Genomic DNA, 18,429 nt, shown 5'->3' with positions numbered 1-18,429 from the left:
ATCAGCAGCGTGCAACCTCCAGCGCGCTGGAGGTCAAGCCGGTTTCAGGCGGTGTGGCGCGTCGCCGGCTCCAGGCGCAGGTCGCGTGCCAGGGCGGCGGCCTCGCCGCGGGAGCTCACGTCCAGCTTGTCGAGGATGTTGCGGACGTGGAACTTCACCGTGTGCTCGCTGAGCTGCAGCTGCTCGGCGATCTGCCGGTTGCGCAGGCCCTGGGAGATTCCCGACAAGACCTCGATCTCGCGGGGGTTGAGCCGGTCGAGCGGACGCAGTTCGGGCGGTTCGGCGACGCCGAGGGGCAGGACGGCGGTGACCGTCGTCCCCCAGCCCGGGACGGCGTCGACCTCCCAGTGGCCGCCCAGGGTGGTGAGCCGTTCCGTCAGGCCGCCCGCCGGGACAGCCGCGGCGACGTCGGGGCTGTCGTCGCGGACCGTGATGCGGACGACCGAGCCGTCCAGGCGCCAGGACGCCCGCAGGCGCGTGGTCGCCGGGCGGTCCAGGGCGGTGAGCACCAGTCCGCGGGTCAACGTCCGGGCCGTGTGGGCGATGTCCTGCGCGAGCGAGCCCTCGCCGACCGGGCTGACCAGGTCGACTTCGACGTCCGTGTGCCGCACCAGGTCGGCCAGCTGGTTCTTGAGCACGGCGAACGCCGCGCCCGCCGGTTCCGCGGACAGGGCCTGGTCGCGGTCGACGACACCCTTGAGCTCGAGCAGGGCGTCAGCGGCGAGGTCGACTGCCGTCCGGCGGGCGGCGGCGTCAGGGAGACGGCTGGACCTGAGGACCGCCAGGAGGGTCGACAGGGCCGTCGCGTGGGTCTGGCCGAGGTCGGTGATCGCCTGGGCCCGCGCGGTGGCCGCGGCGAGGTTGCTGGCCAGGACCTCCGGGCCCGGGTCGGTCGCGCGCTGGCCGGCGTCCGTGCTGAGGATGTGCCACAGCCGGGCGGCCAGCTCCAGCTCGGCGGCCGGCGGCTCCGGCGACGAGGGCACCACGGCGAGCACCGCGCCCTTTCCGACCGGTGGCGACGACGCGAGCAGGACGAGACGGCGTTCGACGCCGCCCAGAACGCCGTCGACGACCAGGGCCGTGCCCGGCTCGCTGCGGTCGACCAGCCGCTGCAGCTCGACGCTCGTCACCGCCTGGGCGATCGCCGGATCGCCGACGACCTTGAGCGGGCTGCGCGGGCAGTCCCCCGTCTGCATCGCCGCGGCGCGGTGCGGGACCAGCTTCCCCAGCTCGATCGAGAACTGGGTGAGCAACTGGGGGCGCGGCGCCGACAACAGCCGTTCGACGACGTCGAGCACGTGTCGCGGATCCGACCAGGAAGCGTCCATGGGTCCAACGTAGGCGTGCTGGCGCGTCGGCGGCCTGCTCGTCCGGCTAGTGAACACTGCTCGTCCGAGCGGTTCGGCGCGTCCGCCGGGCGAGTTGACTCGGTGGCGAGGACATTCGAGCATCGAAGGTCCCGAATCGAGGAGTGCAGACGACACCATGCGAGCTATCACCTTCGCCGAGTACGGCGGGCCGGACGTCCTGAAGCTGTCCGAAGTTCCGGTGCCGGAGCCCGGGCCCGGGCAGGTGCGGCTGGCCGTGCGGGCCGCCGGGATCAACCCGATCGACTGGAAGATCCGCGGCGGTGGAATGGCGCAGAACTTCCCGATCGCCTTCCCGCACACCCCCGGGCTCGAGGTCGCCGGGGTCGTCGACGCCGTCGGTGAGGGCGCCGGTCTCTCCGTGGGCGAAGAGGTCTTCGGCTGGTCCGAGACCGGCGCCTATGCCGAATACGCCCTGGGGAAAACGCTTGCGCCGAAGCCCGCGGGACTCTCGTGGGCGGACGCCGCGGCGCTGCCCGTCGCCGGTGAGACGTCCCTTCGCGTCCTGAACCTGCTCGAGATCCGCGAAGGCGAAACGCTGCTCATCCACGGCGCCAGCGGCACGGTGGGCCGGTTCGCGGCGCAGGTCGCCGTCGCGAGGGGGCTGACCGTCATCGGCACAGGTAGTAGCCGGAGCCTCGACGACCTGAAGTCCCTCGGCGTCATCCCGGTCCTCTACGGCGACGGCTGGCCGGAGCGGGTCCGCGAGGCCGCGCCGGGCTCGGTCGACGCCGTTTTCGACACGTCCGGGCACGGTGTCCTGCCGGGCTCGGTCGAGCTGCGGGGCTCGCAGGACCGGATCATCACGATCGCCGACGCCGCGGCGTTCGAGCTGGGGCTGACGTTCTCCAGCGGCGGTGAGCAGTCGCGTGAGGTCCTGGAGGGGATCGCCGGCTGGGTGACCGACCGCGGGGTGACCATCGCGCACGGCAAGAGCTACCCGCTCGCCGACGCGGCCGCCGCCCAGACGGAGAGCGAAGGCGGACACCCCGGCGGGAAGCTGACGCTCACCATCGGCTGAACGCGGACCGGCCTGTCGCCGGAGATCGGCAACACACGGAGCAGGCCCGCCGCCGGCCTTCGGCAATGCGCGGAACAGGCCTGTTGACGGCAATCGGCGACACGCGGAACGGGCCTGCCGCCGGCAGTCGGCGACAGGCTCGTTCGCGAACCGACCAGGGCCTGTCGCCCGCGACAGGCTCGGATCACTTCGCGGGAGGCGAAGCCAGGGAAGGCAAGGCCTGGGCGGCCACGACCTGGGTCGGCGCGGTCTGGATGGCCCCGGCCCGGGAAGGCATCACGTCAGACGGTGCGGTCACAACCCGGGGAGCCACCGACTCGGGCGGCGTCGCCACAACCCGGCGAGCCACCAGCTCGGACGGCGCGGCCACAACCCCGCAAGCCACCGACTCGGGCGGCGTGGTCGCGACCTGGAACATCGTCGCTTCGGACACCGAGACCTCTGCCGTGACGGCCAGGGCTGGCACGACCTGCGGGCGCGGTGTCCGCCGGCGCTGCTGAGCCGGGATCTGCACCGTTCCCAGTGCGGAATGGACTGCCGCCTCGGCCAGGGCGGCCAGCTCGCGGCGGGTTTCCGCGCGGCCCGGTGCGATCTCCGGGCAGATGTGGACCTCGAGCACCAGGCCCCGCAGTGCCGCGACCCGGCGCAGGGACGCGATCAGCGACTCCGGGCCGATGAACGCGGGGTGGCTGGTCTCGCGGCCGTCGGCCAGGCGGTAGCGCAGGGCGATCGGGCGGACCGGGACGCCGCCGTCGATGGCTGCCTGGAACGTCGCGGTCGTGAAACGACCGGATGCCAGGCCGCACCACGTTGTGCCTTCAGGGGTGACGCTCACCAGCGAGCCCGAGCGCAGCGCGTCGGCCAGTTCGGACATCGTGGCGGGCAGCGTCTTCAGCCGCTCGCGGTCGAGGAAGATGCTGCCGCCTCGGCGGACGAGTCCGCCGAGGACCGGCCAGCCCGCGATCTCCTTCTTGGCCAGCGCGCGCATCGGCCGCAGCGCGTTGATCGCGACGATGTCCAGCCAGGAGATGTGGTTGTTGACCACCAACGCGCCACGGCCGGCGGGCGCGGTGCGGAAGTCGTCGCCGCCCCGGATGTCGAGGCGGACACCGAAAGCGCGCAGCACGCCCCGGAAGATCAGGCGGACCAGGCGCTCGCGACCGCGGGTGACCAGGAGCAGCGGCGACGCCAGCATCGCCGCGAAGACGACCACGATCGCTGACGCGAACCGCAGCACCAGGCGCGGGAGGCCGACCACCGGGTCGCCCTCGGTGAGACAGCCGTCGCCGCACGGCGACGTCGGCATCCAGGCGTGGCTCATGCCTGGTTCCCGAGGAAGAACTTCAGGTAGCGCTCGTCGACGTTCTGCAGGTCGAGCAGGACGAAGAAGTCCGCGACGCCGAAGTCCACGTCGAGCGCCGGCGGACCGCAGACCTTGGCGCCGAGCCGGATGTAGCCCTTGATCAGCGGCGGGAGCGTGGACCGCGCCGGGCGTTCGATCGCGGACGTGTCCCAAGGGATCAACGGCGAGACGCGCGTCGCCTCGTCCGAGTAGTGCTTGGCGCGCAGGACGTCCCAGACGCCCGCGGCGAACGAACCACCGTCCACCAGCGGGACGGACGCGCAGCCGGCGAGGTAGCGGTGGCCGGAGAGCAGCATGTAGCGGGCGATCCCGGCCCAGACCAGGCTGACGACGGCGCCGCTGCGGTGGTCGGGGTGCACGCACGAACGGCCGGTTTCGACCAGGGAGGGCCGCAGGGCGTCGAGCGCGGTCAGGTCGAACTCGCTGTCGGCGTAGAGCTTCCCGGCCTGGACGACGCGGTCCGGCGGCAGCATCCGGTAGCAGCCGACGATGTCGCCCGTGTTGTCGTCTCTGACGACGAGGTGGTCGCAGAACTCGTCGAACTCGTCGACGTCGAGGCCGGGACGCGGGGAATGCAGCCGCGCGCCCATCTCTTCGGCGAAAACCTGGTGACGCAGGCGCTGCGCCGCGACGACTTCGTCGTTCGCGCGGGCGACGAGGAGGGAGTACCGAGGGGCGTCCGCCGGAAGCGCGGAACCCGCCTGATCAGTGCTGACGAGGAGCTGTGACGTCGTCATGGTCAAGGTGTACCCGGGCGCAGGAATCCGCGGAGAGTGCCATCCGATGACCGATTAGTGCACGTTCAGTTAATTGCGGGTTCTCAGGCTTCTCTCAGGTCCTGGAGACGCGCGAAGGGCCTTCCGGGCGTACCCGGAAGGCCCTTCGGGACAGCAGATCAGCCCTTGCGCTTCGCGACCGCTTCGGTCAGCTGCGGCGCCACATTGAACAGGTCGCCGACGATGCCGAAGTCGGCGATCTCGAAGATCGGCGCCTCCGGGTCCTTGTTGACGGCGATGATCGTCTTCGACGTCTGCATGCCGGCGCGGTGCTGGATCGCGCCGGAGATGCCGAGCGCGATGTACAGCTGCGGCGACACCGTCTTGCCGGTCTGGCCCACCTGGAACTGCGCCGGGTAGTAGCCGGAGTCGACGGCGGCCCGGGAGGCGCCGACGGCCGCGCCGAGCGAGTCGGCCAGCTTCTCGACGACGTCGAACTTCTCCGCCGAACCGACACCACGACCACCGGAGACCACGATCGAGGCCTCGGTCAGTTCCGGACGGTCACCGCCGGTCACCGGCTCGACGCCGGTGATCTTGGTGGCCTTCGCCGCGTCGGTTGCGGGGATCTCGACGGTCTCTTCGGCCGCCGCGCCTTCGGCGGGCTCGGCCTCGACGGCACCCGGGCGGATGGAGACGACCGGGACGCCCTTCGACGACTTGGACTTCACCGAGAACGCGCCGCCGAAGATCGACTGGTCGATCACGCCGTCGCCGTTGACGCCGACGGCGTCGTAGATCAGGCCGGAGCCGAGCCGGACGGCCAGACGCGCGGCCACCTCCTTGCCCTCACCGCTGGCGGTGACGAGCACTGCGGCCGGGGAGGCCTGCTGAGCGAGCGCGGCGAGCACGTCCACCTTGGGCGTGACCAGGTAGTTCGCGGCGTCGTCACCTTCGGCGACATAGACCTTGGCGGCGCCGTGCGCGGCCAGCGACTCCTTGGCCTTGGCCGCGGTGCCGGTCGCGCCGACGACGACGGCCGACGGCTCACCGAGCGCGCGGGCCGCGGTCAGCAGCTCCAGCGTGACCTTCTTGACCTCACCGTCGACGTGGTCGACGAGGACGAGTACTTCAGCCATTGTTCTACTTCCTCCTCGAACCGTTGTCAGATGAGCTTCTGGCCGACCAGGTACTCGGCGACCTTGTTACCGCCGTCACCCTCGTCCTCGGTCTTCTCGCCGGCGGTGCGCGGCGGCTTCGGCGAGGCCTCGGTCACGGTGGACCAGGCGTTGGCCAGGCCGACCTCGCCCGCGTCGACACCCAGGTCGGCGATGGTGAAGGTCTCGACCGGCTTCTTCTTGGCGGCCATGATGCCCTTGAAGGACGGGTAGCGCGGCTCGTTGATCTTCTCGCCGACGCTGACCACCGCGGGCAGGGTCGCCTCGAGGCGGGTGAGGCCGTCCTCGGTCTCGCGGACGGCCTTGATGGTGGTGCCCTCGACGGTGACCTCACGCGCGTAGGTGACCTGCGGCAGGCCGAGCAGCTCGGCGAGGATCGCCGGGACGGCGCCGCCGCGGCCGTCGGAGGACTCGTTGCCGGCGATGATCAGGTCGTAGTTCTCGACCTTGGCGATCGCGGCGGCGATGACCTTCGCGGTGGCGATGGCGTCGGAGCCGTGAAGGGCCTCGTCGGAGACGTGGATGGCCTTGTCGGCGCCCATGGACAGCGCCTTGCGGATCGCGTCGGTCGCGCGGTCGGGGCCCACCGAGAGCACGGTGACCTCGCCCTCGCCGGCTTCCTTGATCTTCAGGGCTTCTTCGACGGCCTTCTCGTTGATCTCGTCGAGAACGGCGTCGGCGGATTCGCGGTCAAGGGTGTGGTCGGCCCCGCTGAGCTTTCGCTCCGAGTAGGTGTCCGGTACCTGCTTGACCAGGACGACGATGTTGGTCATGGGTCTTCTTCGACCTCCCGGTTGTGGCCCGCGGGCGCGCCACGGGTCAGTGCTCTACTGGCCGGTAGATTAGGGCCATTCCGCCGCCAGGACCCGCCGAGGTGACGCCATTCACCTGGATGCGCAAACTAGTGGGACCATCGTCCCGGTAGTCGACCGGTTACCCCACCTGAACCGCCGTTCGTCCGATCGGACCAACTACGGCCTACTCCCAGTAGGCCGTTAGGGGTTAACCTCCGGCACCATGCCAGCGCGCATCGCCGTCATCACCGACTCCAGTTCGTGCCTTCCCGACCTCGTCGCCGCCCGCTGGGCCATCGGCGTCGTGCAGATCCAGCTCAACATGGGAAGCCACTTCGACGACGAAAACCGCTTCGACCGCGGCAAGGTCATCGACACCATGAGAGCCGGCCAGATGATCACCACCGCGCCCCCGGACCCGGGGGCGTTCTTCTGGACCTATCAGGAAGCCGCGGCTTCCGGCGCCGCCGCGATTGTCAGCGTCCACCTCTCCGGCCGGATGTCCGACACCGTCCGCGCGGCCCGGGAGGCCGCCCAGCAGGTCCGCATCCCGGTGCACGTCCTCGACAGCCGCACCACCGGGATGAGCCTCGGCTTCGCCGCGATCGCCGCGGCCCGGGCGGCCGCCAACGGCGGGGACGCCGCCCGCGTCATCGAAGCCGCCGAACGCCGGTGCTTCACGAGCACCGAGTTCATCTACGTCGACACGCTCGAATACCTCCGCCGCGGCGGGCGGATCGGCGCCGCGCAGGCGACGCTCGGCACCGCGTTCTCCATCAAGCCGCTGCTCACGGTCAAGGGCGGCGAAGTCGCGCCGCTCGCCCGCGTCCCCGGCACACGGCGGGCGCTGGCCAAGATGGTCGAACTCGCCGTGCGGAAGTCCGGTGGCTTCCGCGTCGACATCGCCGTGACGCGGTTCGGCGCCAGCGACCACGAGCTCGAGATCGGCCGGCAGATCGAGCGCCGCGTGTCCGGGATGGCCGAGAGCATGGTCGTCGAGGCGAGCACGGTCATCGGCGCGCACCTCGGCCCGGGCGCGCTCGGCATCACCGTGTCGCCGGTGGACTGACCCGGCGCCCGGGGATCAGCAGCAGCACGATCGGCACCACCGCACCCAGACCGGTCGTCGCGATGATGAGAACCTGATCAACTTGATCAAAATGCGACACGTGGCCGAGGTGGTAGAGGAAGTGCGGCAAGCCGAACAGCACCATCGCGACGGCGGCCAGCCGCGCCACGGCTGTGGTGCCGATCACGGCGGCCCCGATCAGCAGGGCCGCGAGCGCCAGGTTGAGGCCGCCGAAGTCGCGCAGGAGGTGCTCGTTGAAGGGCCCGTCCATCGAGACCCAGCCGGTGCGGAAGCCGGGAAAGTCCTGGTAGAAGCCACTCGGGGTGACCAGTGGCCAGATTCCGGTCACGGCTTCGACGACGCCGGAGAACACGAGGAGTACGCGGGTGATGGTCCGTTGCATGACCACGGAACGAGACGGCCGTGCCGGACGTGACACCGCTAGGGTCGCGGAGGTGACCACCCCAGCCACCCGGGCCGAGGCGCTGCACCTGACCGGCGAACGGACCGTGCCCGGCATCGCCGTCGAGAACTACTGGTTCAGACGCCACGAGGCCGCGTACCTCGCGCTGCTCCCCCACTGCGTGGACGCGACGGTGCTCGAAGCCGGCTGCGGCGAGGGCTACGGCGCCGGTCTTCTCGCGACCACGGCCCGCCGGGTGCTCGCGCTGGACTACGACGTGCCGACCACCGAGCACGTCGCCCGCCGCTACCCCGAGGTCGCCGTCGCACGGGCGAACCTCGCGTACCTGCCGCTGCGGGACGCCTCGGTGGACGTCGTGGCCAACTTCCAGGTCATCGAGCACCTCTGGGACCAGGGCGGCTTCCTCGCGGAGTGCCGAAGGGTGTTGTCACCAGGAGGAAAACTGCTGGTCACGACGCCGAACCGGCTGACCTTCACCCCGGACAGCGACACGCCGCTGAATCCGTACCACACCCGTGAGCTGGCGCCGGCCGAGCTGGCCGGGCTGCTGGCCGACGCCGGTTTCGACGTCGTGACACTGCACGGCCTGCACCACGGCGAGGCCGTCCGCGCACTCGACGAGCGGTACGGCGGTTCGATCATCGACGCGCAGCTCGACGTCGTCATGGGCGAGCTGCCCGGGCAGGCCGTCTGGCCGGCGGCGCTGCTCGCCGACGTCGCCGCGATCGAGGCCACGGGGTTCGACATCCACGGCGACGACCTCGACGCGAGCCTGGACCTGATCGCCGTGGCGGTGCGCCGATGACGGACGACTACGAGGGCACGTTCTGCCTCGTCCTGCACAGCCACCTGCCGTGGCTCCCGCACCACGGGACCTGGCCGGTCGGCGAGGAATGGCTGTACCAGGCGTGGGCGCACTCGTACCTGCCGATGGTCGACCTGCTCGAACGCTTCGCCGCCGAAGGCCGCCGTGACGTGCTGACGCTCGGCATGACGCCGGTGCTCGCCGCGCAGCTCGACGACCCGTACAGCATCCGCGCCTGCCACGACTGGCTCGGCCACTGGCAGCTGCGCGCCCAGCACGCGTCGACGCTCTGGCGCGATGACCCGATCCTGCGTGAGCTCGCGGCGGCCGAGCACCGGACCGCCGTCCGCGCGGCCGAAGAACTCGGGACGCGCTGGCGGCACGGCTTCTCCCCGATCCTGCGGTCGCTGGTCGACAACTCGACCATCGAGGTGCTCGGCGGGCCGCTGGCCCACCCGTTCCAGCCGCTGCTGGAACCTCGGGTGCGGGAGTTCGCACTGAACGCGGGGCTCGCCGACACGGCGTTGCGGATCGGCTCACGGCCCGAAGGGATCTGGGCGCCGGAGTGCGGCTACGCGCCTGGTCTGGAAAACGACTACGCGGCCGCGGGCGTGCGGCGGTTCATGGTCGACGGGCCGTCGCTGCGCGGCGAGACCTGGGCGGCGCGACCGGTCGGCGACAGCGACGTCCTCGCCTTCGGGCGCGACCTCGAAGTCACCTACCGCGTCTGGTCGCCGAAGGCCGGCTACCCCGGGCACGCCGCGTACCGCGACTTCCACACCTGGGCGCACGAGGTCGGGCTCAAGGCGTCGCGCGTCACCGGCAAGACCGTCGAGCCGGCCGACAAAGCGCCGTACGACCCGGCGCTCGCCGCGGACGTCCTGGGCCTGCACGTCAAGGACTTCGTCGACACCGTCGTGACGCGGCTGCGGTCGCTGAAGGCGCAACAGGGGCGTGAGTCGCTCGTGGTCGCCGCGTACGACACGGAACTGTTCGGGCACTGGTGGCACGAAGGACCGGCCTGGCTGGAGGGCGTGCTGCGCGCGCTGCCCGAGGCCGGGGTGCGGGTCACGACGCTCAAGGGCGCGCTCGAAGCCGGGCACGTCGGCCCGCCGATCGACCTGCCCGCGTCGTCGTGGGGGTCGGGCAAGGACTGGCGCGTCTGGGACGGCGAGCAGGTCAAGGACATGGTCGAGGCCAACACGGCGTTGCAGGAACGGCTGCTGGACCTCGTGGCCGGTTTGGACACCACGGCCCGGGACACCGTCGCCGACCAGGCCGTCGCCGAGGCGATGCTGGCGCTGGAGAGCGACTGGGCGTTCATGGTCACCAAGGACTCCGCCGCCGACTACGCGCGGCGCCGGGCCGCCGTGCACACCGAACGCTTCGACGCGCTGGCCGGGGCGGTGCGCCGCGGCGACCGCGCTCGGGGCGAGGAGCTGGCCGCGGCCTACCGCGCCGACGACGGACCGTTCGGGCACCTCGACGCCCGGGCTTTGAAGCACAAGTGAAAGGGACTCATCGGATGGGGATCCACGAAATTCCGGTCAAGACGCTCGACGGGCAGGACAGCTCGCTGGGTTCGCTGGCCGGCAAGGCGCTGCTGGTGGTCAACGTCGCGTCGAAGTGCGGCCTGACCCCGCAGTACTCCGGCCTGGAGCGGCTGCAGGAGCGCTTCGGCGCCCAGGGCTTCTCCGTGGTCGGTTTTCCGTGCAACCAGTTCGCCGGGCAGGAGCCGGGCAGCGCGGACGAGATCCAGACGTTCTGTTCGACGACCTACGGCGTCACCTTCCCGCTGTTCGAGAAGATCGACGTCAACGGCGACGACCGGCACCCGCTGTACTCGGAACTGACGAAGACCGAGGACGCCGAGGGCGCGTCCGGCGACGTCCAGTGGAACTTCGAGAAGTTCCTCGTCGGCGCCGACGGCGAGGTCCTGGCGCGGTTCCGGCCGCGCACCGAGCCCGAGGACGAGGCGGTCGTCAAGGCCATCGAGGCGGCCCTGCCCGCGTGACGGCGGCCCGGGGCGTGCTCCCCCGGCGTCACCGGAATTCACCGGATCGACGGGTTTCAGCGGCCGTTCGGGTATCACGGAAACACGTCGGAAAACGGCTTCCGTGAGCCGGACGGTCGAACCGCGGGTGATCAGCCTGCCGTTTTCCCCTTCCCGCATCGAATACTTTTGATGACGCCATTCCGGCGTCGTCGTGTGCGAGAAGGGATCACCCGATGAGCACCTCCAGACGCCGGGCAGCACTGGCAGCATTCCCCGTGGCACTCGGGCTGCTGCTGGCCGGGCCCGCGGTGGGCACCGCCTCGGCCGCGCCGATCGCGGCACAGCCGGACGCGGCCGGCCAGGCTCGCGACTGCCTGCTGTGCGTCGGCCACCACCATCATCATCACCACCACGGGCACATCAACATCCTGGGTCTGCACCTGGGACTCTGGTTGCACCTGTAGATCCCGGCTCGCCGTGCCGGGGCGGTGGCCTCCCGCCCCGGCACGTTCACAAGCCGAGCTGAGCGCGTCCGACGTCGTCGAGGTCGCCGACGGTGGCGCGGCCGGTCCAGTTCACCTCGTAGTCTTCCGGCGCGAAATCGCCCGGGCTCGCGCCGACCAGAAACGCGCGGCCGCACTTTTCGGCGTACGCGGCATTCTTCGCGCAATGCGGGCTCGCCGGGATGTACATGACGTTTCCCCAGCGGTCCGGATTGGTGCCGTCGGCGACGGCGTGGATGACGTCGCCGTGCCACCAGACCGTGTCACCCGGTTCGACGGCGGGGATCGAGGTCAGCGCGGGCAGCAGGTCGTCGTGGTGCTTGTCGCCGACGGGCAGGGCCTGGCCGTTGACCGCGCCGCAGAGGTCGTCGTCGGGGATGTCGTCCTGGAGCGCGCGGAGCAGGACGTACGCGATCGCCGACGGGATCGGCACGACTTGCAGGACGCCGTCGCCCGGGCGCATTTCCGACAACGCCGTCCAGCCCTGGAAGGTGCGGAAGGCCGAGCACATGACCGTGGACGGGAATTCGTCCACTTCGGTGCGGTAGGCGCCGTCCCACGGGTCGTACTCCGGCCAGTTCCCGGCGAAGACGTGGCGGAACACCTGCTGGTAGGCGGGCAGCAGCCAGCGTTCGACCGAGCCGGAGTCGGTGTGAGCCGACAGCCCGAGCGACGCCGAGCCGGGCGCGCGGCGGCGGATGCGGTCGGGGTAGGCGGTGTCGCGATCGGGGTCGAACCAGACGCGGCCTTCGGACTCGTGCCGCCAGAAGGAGTTGAGGAACCGCCGGACGGCGACCATACGCTCGTGCTGGCGGGCCTGGATCTGCGGCTTCGACCAGTAGACGGGGTAGATCTGCGGCTGGCCGGACGCGAGCCCGGCGAAGACGTCGTCGGCCGGGCCTTGGTAGGTCCCCGCGAAGTCGTTGCCGGCGAGGTACGCAGCGAGCTCGGCGTCCCAGCCTTCGGCCGTTTCGCGCGCGAAGGTGCCCTTGACGACGGCGCAGCCTCGCCGCCGGACGGCGTCCACGGTCCGCTGCGGCACGGTCCCGTCGGCGATGTCGCGAAACCGGACGACAGGGAAAGCGTCCTGGTCGGCGGCGACGGCGTCGACCTCCCGCCGCATCCACTCCCGGACTTCGGCGAACGCGCCGGCGACGTCGCCGACCCGGGCGCGCAGCTCCTGTTTGGTCCGCGAGATTGCCTCGGACATGTTCGCCGGCAGCTCGGTGGTGGTCATCGGTGTCCTCCGCGATCTTTTGGTTAGGACTCCTTACTAGAATGCTCTCGCTACGGTAACCCCGTCCGTTCCCGGCCACAAGAGGTGCGATGTCCGACCCCGACCGGCCACTCCCGCGCCTGGCGATGCTGCGGGCCATGACCGACCGCGCGGTGCTCGACCACGTCTTCGTCCACAACCGGACCACGCGCGCCGAGCTGGCCGCGACCACCGGGATCTCGAAGCCGACGATCTCCGAGTCCGTCCGGCGGCTCGAGACGGCGGGCGCGCTGCGGGCCACCGGCACCGACCAGACCGGTCGCCGCGGGCGGATCGCGACGTTCTACGAACTGGCCGCGGACGCCGGCCGGGTCGTCGCCGCGGAGGTCAACCAGCAGGGCATCCGGATCGTGACCACCGACCTGACCGGCGAGGTCCTGGCCGCCGACCAGCACGCGCCGGATGGTCGCCCGATGACCACGGCGGTCCGCGCCGCCCTCGCCGCCGCGAGCGACGGTGGGCCGGGACCGGTCCGCGCGACGGCGGTCTCGGTGGCCAACCCGGTCGACCCGGTGACGCACGAGGTCGTCGCGCTGCCCGGGTCGCCGTTTCCCGAGGGCACGATCCGGGCCGGCGAAGTCGGCCGGGACGTCCTGCTCGACAACGACGTCAATTTCTCGGCACTCGCCGAACGCCGGGAGGGTGCGGCGCGGGACGCGAAGAGCTTCGCCTACGTCTACGTCGGGGCCGGGCTCGGTGTCAGCCTGTACGTCGGCGACCAGCTGGTCCGCGGCGCGCACGGCCTGGCGGGCGAGATCGGTTACCTGGACAGCTCGGGAACGACGCTCGCCGAGGCACTGGCCGGCCAGGGTTTCGGCAGGTCGGACGCGCCTTCGCTGGACGTCGACGCGATTCTGACCACGCTCTCGCGGGCGGCCTCCGGCGACGGCGCAGCCGTTGAGCGGCTACGGCTGCTCGGCGCGACGCTCGGCCGGGCCGTGGCCGCGATCTGCACCATCGTCGACCCGGACGTCGTCCTGCTGGGCGGCCCGGCCGGCAGCCGCCCAGGCCTGGTCGCCGAAATCCGCCGAGCGGTCACGGCGGCCGCGCCGGGGCCGGTCCGGGTGGAGGCGGGCACGGTCACGGACTCGGCGGCCCTGCGGGGTGCGCTGTTGTCCGCACTCGACCACGGCCGCGACGCCCTGCTCGCGGCGGTCGCCAAAAGCTAGCCACGGCCGCGCGGCTCTCGGCTCTCGGCTCTCGGCTCTCGGCTCTCGGCTCTCGGCTCTCGGCTCTCGGCTCTCGGCTCTCGGCTCTCGGCTCTCGGCTCTCGGCTCTCGGCTCTCGGCTCTCGGCTCTCGGCTCTCGAAGAGAAGACAACAGCCTGACGACGAGACGGCCTCCGGACATTGCCAATCGGGCGACAGCTTGGCGGCGACACCACCTCCGGGTGGTGACCGAAGTCAGACCACAGCCCAGCCGCGACACAGCCGCCGAATGTTGGCTGGAGTCAGACCACAACCCAGCCGCAGCACAGCCGCCGGACGTTGACCAACGTCAGACCATAACCCGGCGGCCGCACAGCCTCCAGGCGTTGGCCGGAGTCAGACCAATGCGCGGCCGCGACACAGCGCCTGAGCGTTGCCGAAGTCAGACGACTGCCTGGCGAGGGCACACCACCCGGGCGTTCGAAACGCCGACGACAGCCTCGGCGGAGACGCCGCGTCTGGCGGTGCCGACATCAGTCGGAGCCTGCGTCGATCACCGCGCGGACGCACTTCGCTACTACCGCCGGGTCGACCTTTGTCACCTGGCGGTCGTACGTCAGCAGGCCGTTGACCTCGTTCTCGACGTCGGTCGTCTGGGTGTAGATCGCGCCGGACAGGCCTCGCTCCGCTATCACTCGCTCCAAGCGGGCGCTCACCTCCGCGTAGCGCTCGGTGAGCCGCTCCGGTGTCGGCGTCATCTCGTACGCGTTCGGTGGGCCGGGCCAGCGATGACCGTCGAGGACCAGGCCTAGGCCGCCGCACTCGCCGTCGACTATCGCGCGGTTGTCCTGGATCGATGGCTCGCCCGGGCCGACGTACGTGTGGTCGTCGTAGACGTCGCCCGCGCCGGTGTCGGGGCGGGAGAAGCAGCAGTTGACGCCGCTGTTCGCGATCACCAAACGGGTCGGGTCGAGCGTTTTGACCAGTTCCGCGACACGGGCCGTGTCGTACTCGCCCCAGCCCTCGTTGAACGGGACCCAGCCGACGATCGACGGGACCGCTTGCAGCTGAGTGATCATTTTGATCAGTTCTGCTTCGAACCGGTCCCGGGCCTGCGGGACGGGGTCCGGCGCGGGTCCCGGCGGGCCGTCGAACGACACCGTCAGCGACGGCATGTCCTGCCAGACGACCAGGCCTAGCCGGTCGGCCCAGAAGTACCAGCGGGCCGGCTCCACCTTGACGTGTTTGCGGACGAAGTTGAAGCCCAGCTCCTTCGTCTTTTCGAGGTCGAAGCGCAACGCGTCGTCGGTCGGCGCGGTCGAGATGCCGTCGGGCCAGTAGCCCTGGTCGAGCGGGCCGTGGAGGAAGGTGATCCGGCCGTTGAGCGCGATCCGCGGACGGCCGTCGGCGTCGGGGATCAGGCCGATCGTCCGGAGGCCCGTGTAGCCGCCGACCTCGTCCAGGATCGCGCCGTGGCGGTCCAGCAGCCGGACTTCCAGGGTGTAGAGGTGTGGGTCGTCGGGCGTCCAGAGGCGTGGTTCGGCAACGTCCACGCGGACCGGCGTCCCGGCTTCGCCCGAACCGCGCGCCACCTCGCCGTCGGTGGTCGAAAGCACGACCACCACCGTGGAGCCACCTGTGACCTGCGGGAACACTGTGACGCCGGTGAGGTCCGGGGTCAGGTCCAGCCGTTCGACGCGAGCGGCGGGCACCGGCTCGAGCCAGACCGTCTGCCAGATGCCCGACGATGCCGTGTAGCAGATTCCGCCGGGGGCGTTGCGCTGCTTGCCGACCGGGAAGGGCTCGATGTCGGTGCGGTCCTCGGCGCGGACGGTCAGCTCCTGCGGGCCCGTCGGCCGCAGGACGTCGGTGATGTCCGCGCTGAACGCCGTGTAGCCGCCCTCGTGCGTCGCGACGAGCTGGTTGTTGACCCAGACCTGGGCCTTCTGATCGACGGCGCCGAAGTGCAGCAGGACGCGGTCGCCGCGCCAGCCGTCCGGGATCTCGACGAGGTGGCGGTACCAGAGGACTTCGTCGCGCCGGCCGATTCCGGACAATGCCGACTCCGGCGGGAACGGGACCAGGATCCGCTCGGCGTAGCCCGACGGCCGAGGTTCGTCCGTGTCCGCCGGCCAGCCCGCGTACTCCCAGACGCCGTTGAGGTTCAGCCAGCGAGACCGGGTCAGCTGGGGCCGCGGGTACTCGGGCAGCGCGTTGTCCGGGCCGACCTCACCGGACCACGGGGTCGTCAGGACGGGGTCGAGGCGGCGCCAGCCGGTGTCTTCGGGGGAAGTCATCCCGGCCGATGATGGCAGAGCCGCGGTCACGGGGCCTGTGATCGACGTCATGCGCGAAGGGGTCCGGTGGACCGCCGCCGGGCTCTTGCGACTCGCGAGTAACCTCTGCCCATGCGTGTGCTGATGCTGTCCTGGGAGTACCCGCCAGTGGCCATCGGCGGCCTGGCCAGGCACGTGCACGCGCTCGCCTGTCACCTGGCCGGACAGGGTCACGAGGTCGTCGTCCTGTGCCGGCACGCCGCCGGGACCGACGCCGGGACGCATCCGCGCAGCGACCGCGTCGTCGAGGGCGTGCGGATCATCCGGGTCGCCGAGGACCCGATGCACGTGACCTTCGAACGCGACCTCGTCGCCTGGACCCTCGCCATGGGGCACGCCATGGTCCGCGCCGCGCAGGACCTGCTGCGGAGCTGGCAGCCGGACGTCGTCCACGCGCACGACTGGCTGGTCGCGCACCCGGCCATCGCGATCGCCGAGGCCGCGCGGGTGCCGCTGGTCGGCACGGTCCACGCCACCGAGGCCGGCCGGCACTCCGGCTGGCTGTCACACCCGCTGAACCAGCAAGTTCACTCGGTCGAGTGGTGGCTGGCCAACCGCGCCGACGCCGTGATCACCTGCTCGCAGGCCATGCGCCGCGAGGTCGCGCACCTCTTCGAGATCGAGGCCGGCGACGTCACGGTGATCCACAACGGCATCGAGGAACGCGGCTGGCAGGTGCCGGCCGACGAGATCGCCCACGCCCGCGAGGTCTACAGCCCGGCCGGCGCGCCGCTGTTGCTCTACTTCGGCCGGCTCGAATGGGAGAAGGGCGTCCAGGACCTGCTGGCCGCGCTCCCCCGCATCCGGCGGCGCCACCCCGGCACGCGCGTGGTCGTGGCCGGGAAAGGGCGACACTTCGACGAGCTCGTCGAGCAGTCGCGGAAGCTGCGGGTGCGGCGCGCGGTCGACTTCGTCGGGCACCTGTCCGACCGGGACCTGCGCGCGGCGCTGGCCGCGGCCGACGCCGTGGTCCTGCCCAGCCGGTACGAGCCGTTCGGGATCGTCGCCCTGGAAGCCGCGGCCGCGAAGGCGCCGCTGGTGGCGTCGACCGCCGGCGGGCTCGGTGAGGTCGTCGTCCACGGCGAGACCGGGCTGGCGTTCAGTCCCGGCGACGTCGGCGCGCTGGCCGACGCCGTGACGACGGTGCTGAACGACGCCGACGCGGCGGCGCGGCGGGCCCGGGCCGCGCAGGCCCGGCTGGCCGCCGACTTCGACTGGGGGCGGATCGCCGAGGCGACCGTCGCGGTCTACCGGCGGACGAAGGCAGGCGAGCCGGTGGAGCTGCCCCGGCCGAAGATCGCCACCGGCAACGCGTTCGAACCGGTCGCGGCCGGGATCCCGGAACTGTAGGTAGCGGCCGCGTCAGAAGTGGCGGACCTGGACGCGGTCCGTGTGGGCCGCGGGCACGGCCGTGGCCGCGGCGGCGACGGACGCGCAGGCGAAAAGGGCGACGAGCGCGACAAGGACAGCGCTCAACTTGCTGGTCATCGGGACTCCTCGGGGAGCAGTGGCGCGACAGGCACCACGCAGCGAGCATCCGCGCCCCCTCCCGGCGAAACAATAGGGAGAACACCACGGGCGGCTACGCATTCGCCTTCCGTGACCGGTTCGCCCGTCAGTGGACGCCGGTCAGGATCCGGACCTGGACGCGTTCGACCACGGGGCCGTGGGGCTCGACCGCGCGTCGGACGCGGTCGGCGAACCCGGGCCGGGACGCCGGGGGCGGGAGCTGTTCCGGGCTCATCGCCGAAAACACGCCACCGACGATCTCCTCGACGGTGAGCGTGGCCGAGTAGTCGACAACCCGCAGGTCGACGGCGTATCCGGCGGTCGAGAGGGCGTCGCGGTAGCGCTCCTGGCTCGCCGTGTCCGTGCCGCACGTCCGGTGCAGCGGGACGCCGAGCTGGTCGGACAGGACCTGTCGCAACGCGGCCGACCACGCGGCGTCCTGGAGCCACAGCGGCTCGCCGTTGGTCACCACCACGACACCGCCGCCGGCGCGCAGGAGCGGGCGCGCCGCCACGAACAGCCGCTCGTGGTCCATCCAATGCAACGCCTGCGCCACCGTCACCGCGCCCAGCCGGCCGGGCCCGAGGACCGCCGTCAGGGCGCCGAGGTCGGTGTCCGCGCCGAGCAGCCAGCTGACGTTCGGCTCGGCCGTCGCCCGGCGGGCCTCGGCCAGCATGTCCGGTTCCGGGTCCATCCCCAGCACGGCGCCGGTGCGCGGGGCCAAGGCGCGGGTGAGCTGGCCGGTGCCGCAGCCGAGGTCGAGCACAACGTCGTTGCGCGTGAGACCACACGCGCTGACCAGGGCGTCCGCGACCTCGGGCGGGTAGCCTCGGCGGAACCGCTGGTAGTACTCGCTCACTTCGCCGCCGAACGCCGGTGCCGTCATGACCCCGAGGATGCCGCCGGAACCGGCCGGGCGGATGT

Annotated in this window: 17 protein-coding genes and 1 pseudogene; 8 read left to right on the top strand and 10 right to left on the bottom strand. The window is 71.4% G+C overall.

What is annotated here, in order from left to right:
• Positions 1–44 precede the first annotated feature (44 nt).
• Positions 45–1,328 carry a response regulator transcription factor gene (locus tag MUY22_RS21060; protein WP_247061860.1) on the bottom strand — a complete coding sequence of 428 codons (1,284 nt, stop codon included), beginning with the start codon at positions 1,326–1,328 and terminating at the stop codon, positions 45–47.
• A 157-nt stretch (positions 1,329–1,485) separates the two neighbouring features.
• Between MUY22_RS21060 and MUY22_RS21055 the strand changes: the two genes are divergently transcribed.
• Complete coding sequence (locus MUY22_RS21055) at positions 1,486–2,388, top strand: NADP-dependent oxidoreductase (RefSeq protein WP_247061858.1); 903 nt, start codon at positions 1,486–1,488, stop codon at positions 2,386–2,388.
• Between the two features lie 439 nt (positions 2,389–2,827).
• Here MUY22_RS21055 and MUY22_RS21050 read toward each other — a convergent pair.
• The 4 genes and pseudogenes from MUY22_RS21050 to MUY22_RS21035 all read right to left on the bottom strand — a co-directional run.
• Positions 2,828–3,709: pseudogene (locus tag MUY22_RS21050) on the bottom strand (lysophospholipid acyltransferase family protein); the annotation flags it as partial.
• Positions 3,706–4,488 carry a GNAT family N-acetyltransferase gene (locus MUY22_RS21045; RefSeq protein WP_247061856.1) on the bottom strand — a complete coding sequence of 261 codons (783 nt, stop codon included), beginning with the start codon at positions 4,486–4,488 and terminating at the stop codon, positions 3,706–3,708. The gene MUY22_RS21045 and the pseudogene MUY22_RS21050, both read right to left, overlap by 4 nt.
• A gap of 158 nt (positions 4,489–4,646) precedes the next feature.
• Positions 4,647–5,606 (bottom strand): electron transfer flavoprotein subunit alpha/FixB family protein, encoded by a 960-nt coding sequence (locus MUY22_RS21040; protein WP_247061854.1) that lies wholly within the window; start codon positions 5,604–5,606, stop codon positions 4,647–4,649.
• Between the two features lie 26 nt (positions 5,607–5,632).
• A complete protein-coding gene (locus MUY22_RS21035; RefSeq protein WP_247061852.1) occupies positions 5,633–6,418 on the bottom strand; it encodes an electron transfer flavoprotein subunit beta/FixA family protein in 786 nt (261 codons plus the stop codon).
• 244 nt (positions 6,419–6,662) lie between these two features.
• On the opposite strand from MUY22_RS21035, the gene MUY22_RS21030 reads away from it, so the two are divergent.
• Positions 6,663–7,508: a DegV family protein gene (locus tag MUY22_RS21030; RefSeq protein WP_247061850.1), complete on the top strand. Its 846-nt coding sequence runs from the start codon at positions 6,663–6,665 to the stop codon at positions 7,506–7,508.
• Here the strand turns inward: MUY22_RS21030 and MUY22_RS21025 are convergent.
• Entirely contained in the window at positions 7,486–7,911 is a 426-nt protein-coding gene (locus tag MUY22_RS21025; protein WP_247061848.1) for a hypothetical protein, read from the bottom strand. The genes MUY22_RS21030 and MUY22_RS21025 overlap by 23 nt on opposite strands.
• A 52-nt stretch (positions 7,912–7,963) precedes the next feature.
• Here MUY22_RS21025 and MUY22_RS21020 point away from each other — a divergent pair, with 52 nt between their 5' ends.
• From MUY22_RS21020 to MUY22_RS21005, 4 genes are all read left to right on the top strand, one after another.
• A complete protein-coding gene (locus tag MUY22_RS21020; protein ID WP_247061846.1) occupies positions 7,964–8,737 on the top strand; it encodes a class I SAM-dependent methyltransferase in 774 nt (257 codons plus the stop codon).
• Entirely contained in the window at positions 8,734–10,248 is a 1,515-nt protein-coding gene (locus MUY22_RS21015) for a glycoside hydrolase family 57 protein (RefSeq protein ID WP_247061844.1), read from the top strand. Before MUY22_RS21020 ends, MUY22_RS21015 begins: the two co-directional genes overlap by 4 nt.
• Positions 10,249–10,262: 14 nt before the next feature.
• Entirely contained in the window at positions 10,263–10,751 is a 489-nt protein-coding gene (locus MUY22_RS21010) for a glutathione peroxidase (protein WP_247061842.1), read from the top strand.
• Between the two features lie 215 nt (positions 10,752–10,966).
• The gene (locus MUY22_RS21005) at positions 10,967–11,197 is read left to right on the top strand and encodes a hypothetical protein (protein ID WP_247061841.1); all 231 of its coding nucleotides are present in this window, start codon (positions 10,967–10,969) and stop codon (positions 11,195–11,197) included.
• Positions 11,198–11,243: 46 nt separating this feature from the next.
• Here the strand turns inward: MUY22_RS21005 and MUY22_RS21000 are convergent, their stop codons facing one another.
• Positions 11,244–12,473, bottom strand: coding sequence for a YbiU family protein (locus MUY22_RS21000; RefSeq protein ID WP_247061840.1), 1,230 nt, complete (start codon positions 12,471–12,473; stop codon positions 11,244–11,246).
• An 89-nt stretch (positions 12,474–12,562) separates the two neighbouring features.
• Here MUY22_RS21000 and MUY22_RS20995 point away from each other — a divergent pair, with 89 nt between their 5' ends.
• Positions 12,563–13,681 (top strand): ROK family transcriptional regulator, encoded by a 1,119-nt coding sequence (locus MUY22_RS20995; protein WP_247061839.1) that lies wholly within the window; start codon positions 12,563–12,565, stop codon positions 13,679–13,681.
• A gap of 512 nt (positions 13,682–14,193) precedes the next feature.
• Here MUY22_RS20995 and MUY22_RS20990 read toward each other — a convergent pair.
• Positions 14,194–15,957 carry a glycoside hydrolase family 2 protein gene (locus MUY22_RS20990; protein WP_247061838.1) on the bottom strand — a complete coding sequence of 588 codons (1,764 nt, stop codon included), beginning with the start codon at positions 15,955–15,957 and terminating at the stop codon, positions 14,194–14,196.
• A 111-nt stretch (positions 15,958–16,068) separates the two neighbouring features.
• Between MUY22_RS20990 and MUY22_RS20985 the strand changes: the two genes are divergently transcribed.
• The gene (locus MUY22_RS20985; protein ID WP_247061837.1) at positions 16,069–17,346 is read left to right on the top strand and encodes a glycosyltransferase family 4 protein; all 1,278 of its coding nucleotides are present in this window, start codon (positions 16,069–16,071) and stop codon (positions 17,344–17,346) included.
• A gap of 12 nt (positions 17,347–17,358) precedes the next feature.
• On the opposite strand, the gene MUY22_RS49480 is transcribed toward MUY22_RS20985, so the two are convergent.
• The gene (locus MUY22_RS49480; protein WP_256475969.1) at positions 17,359–17,484 is read right to left on the bottom strand and encodes a hypothetical protein; all 126 of its coding nucleotides are present in this window, start codon (positions 17,482–17,484) and stop codon (positions 17,359–17,361) included.
• Positions 17,485–17,611: 127 nt separating this feature from the next.
• On the bottom strand, positions 17,612–18,391 hold the full coding sequence (locus MUY22_RS20980; RefSeq protein WP_247061835.1) for a class I SAM-dependent methyltransferase: 780 nt from the start codon (positions 18,389–18,391) through the stop codon (positions 17,612–17,614).
• Positions 18,392–18,429 lie beyond the last annotated feature (38 nt).

The organism is Amycolatopsis sp. WQ 127309 (genome assembly GCF_023023025.1).
Classification (GTDB): domain Bacteria; phylum Actinomycetota; class Actinomycetes; order Mycobacteriales; family Pseudonocardiaceae; genus Amycolatopsis.
The sequence above is the reverse complement of the archived record's forward strand: the minus strand, read 5'-3'. Positions and strand labels throughout refer to the sequence as shown.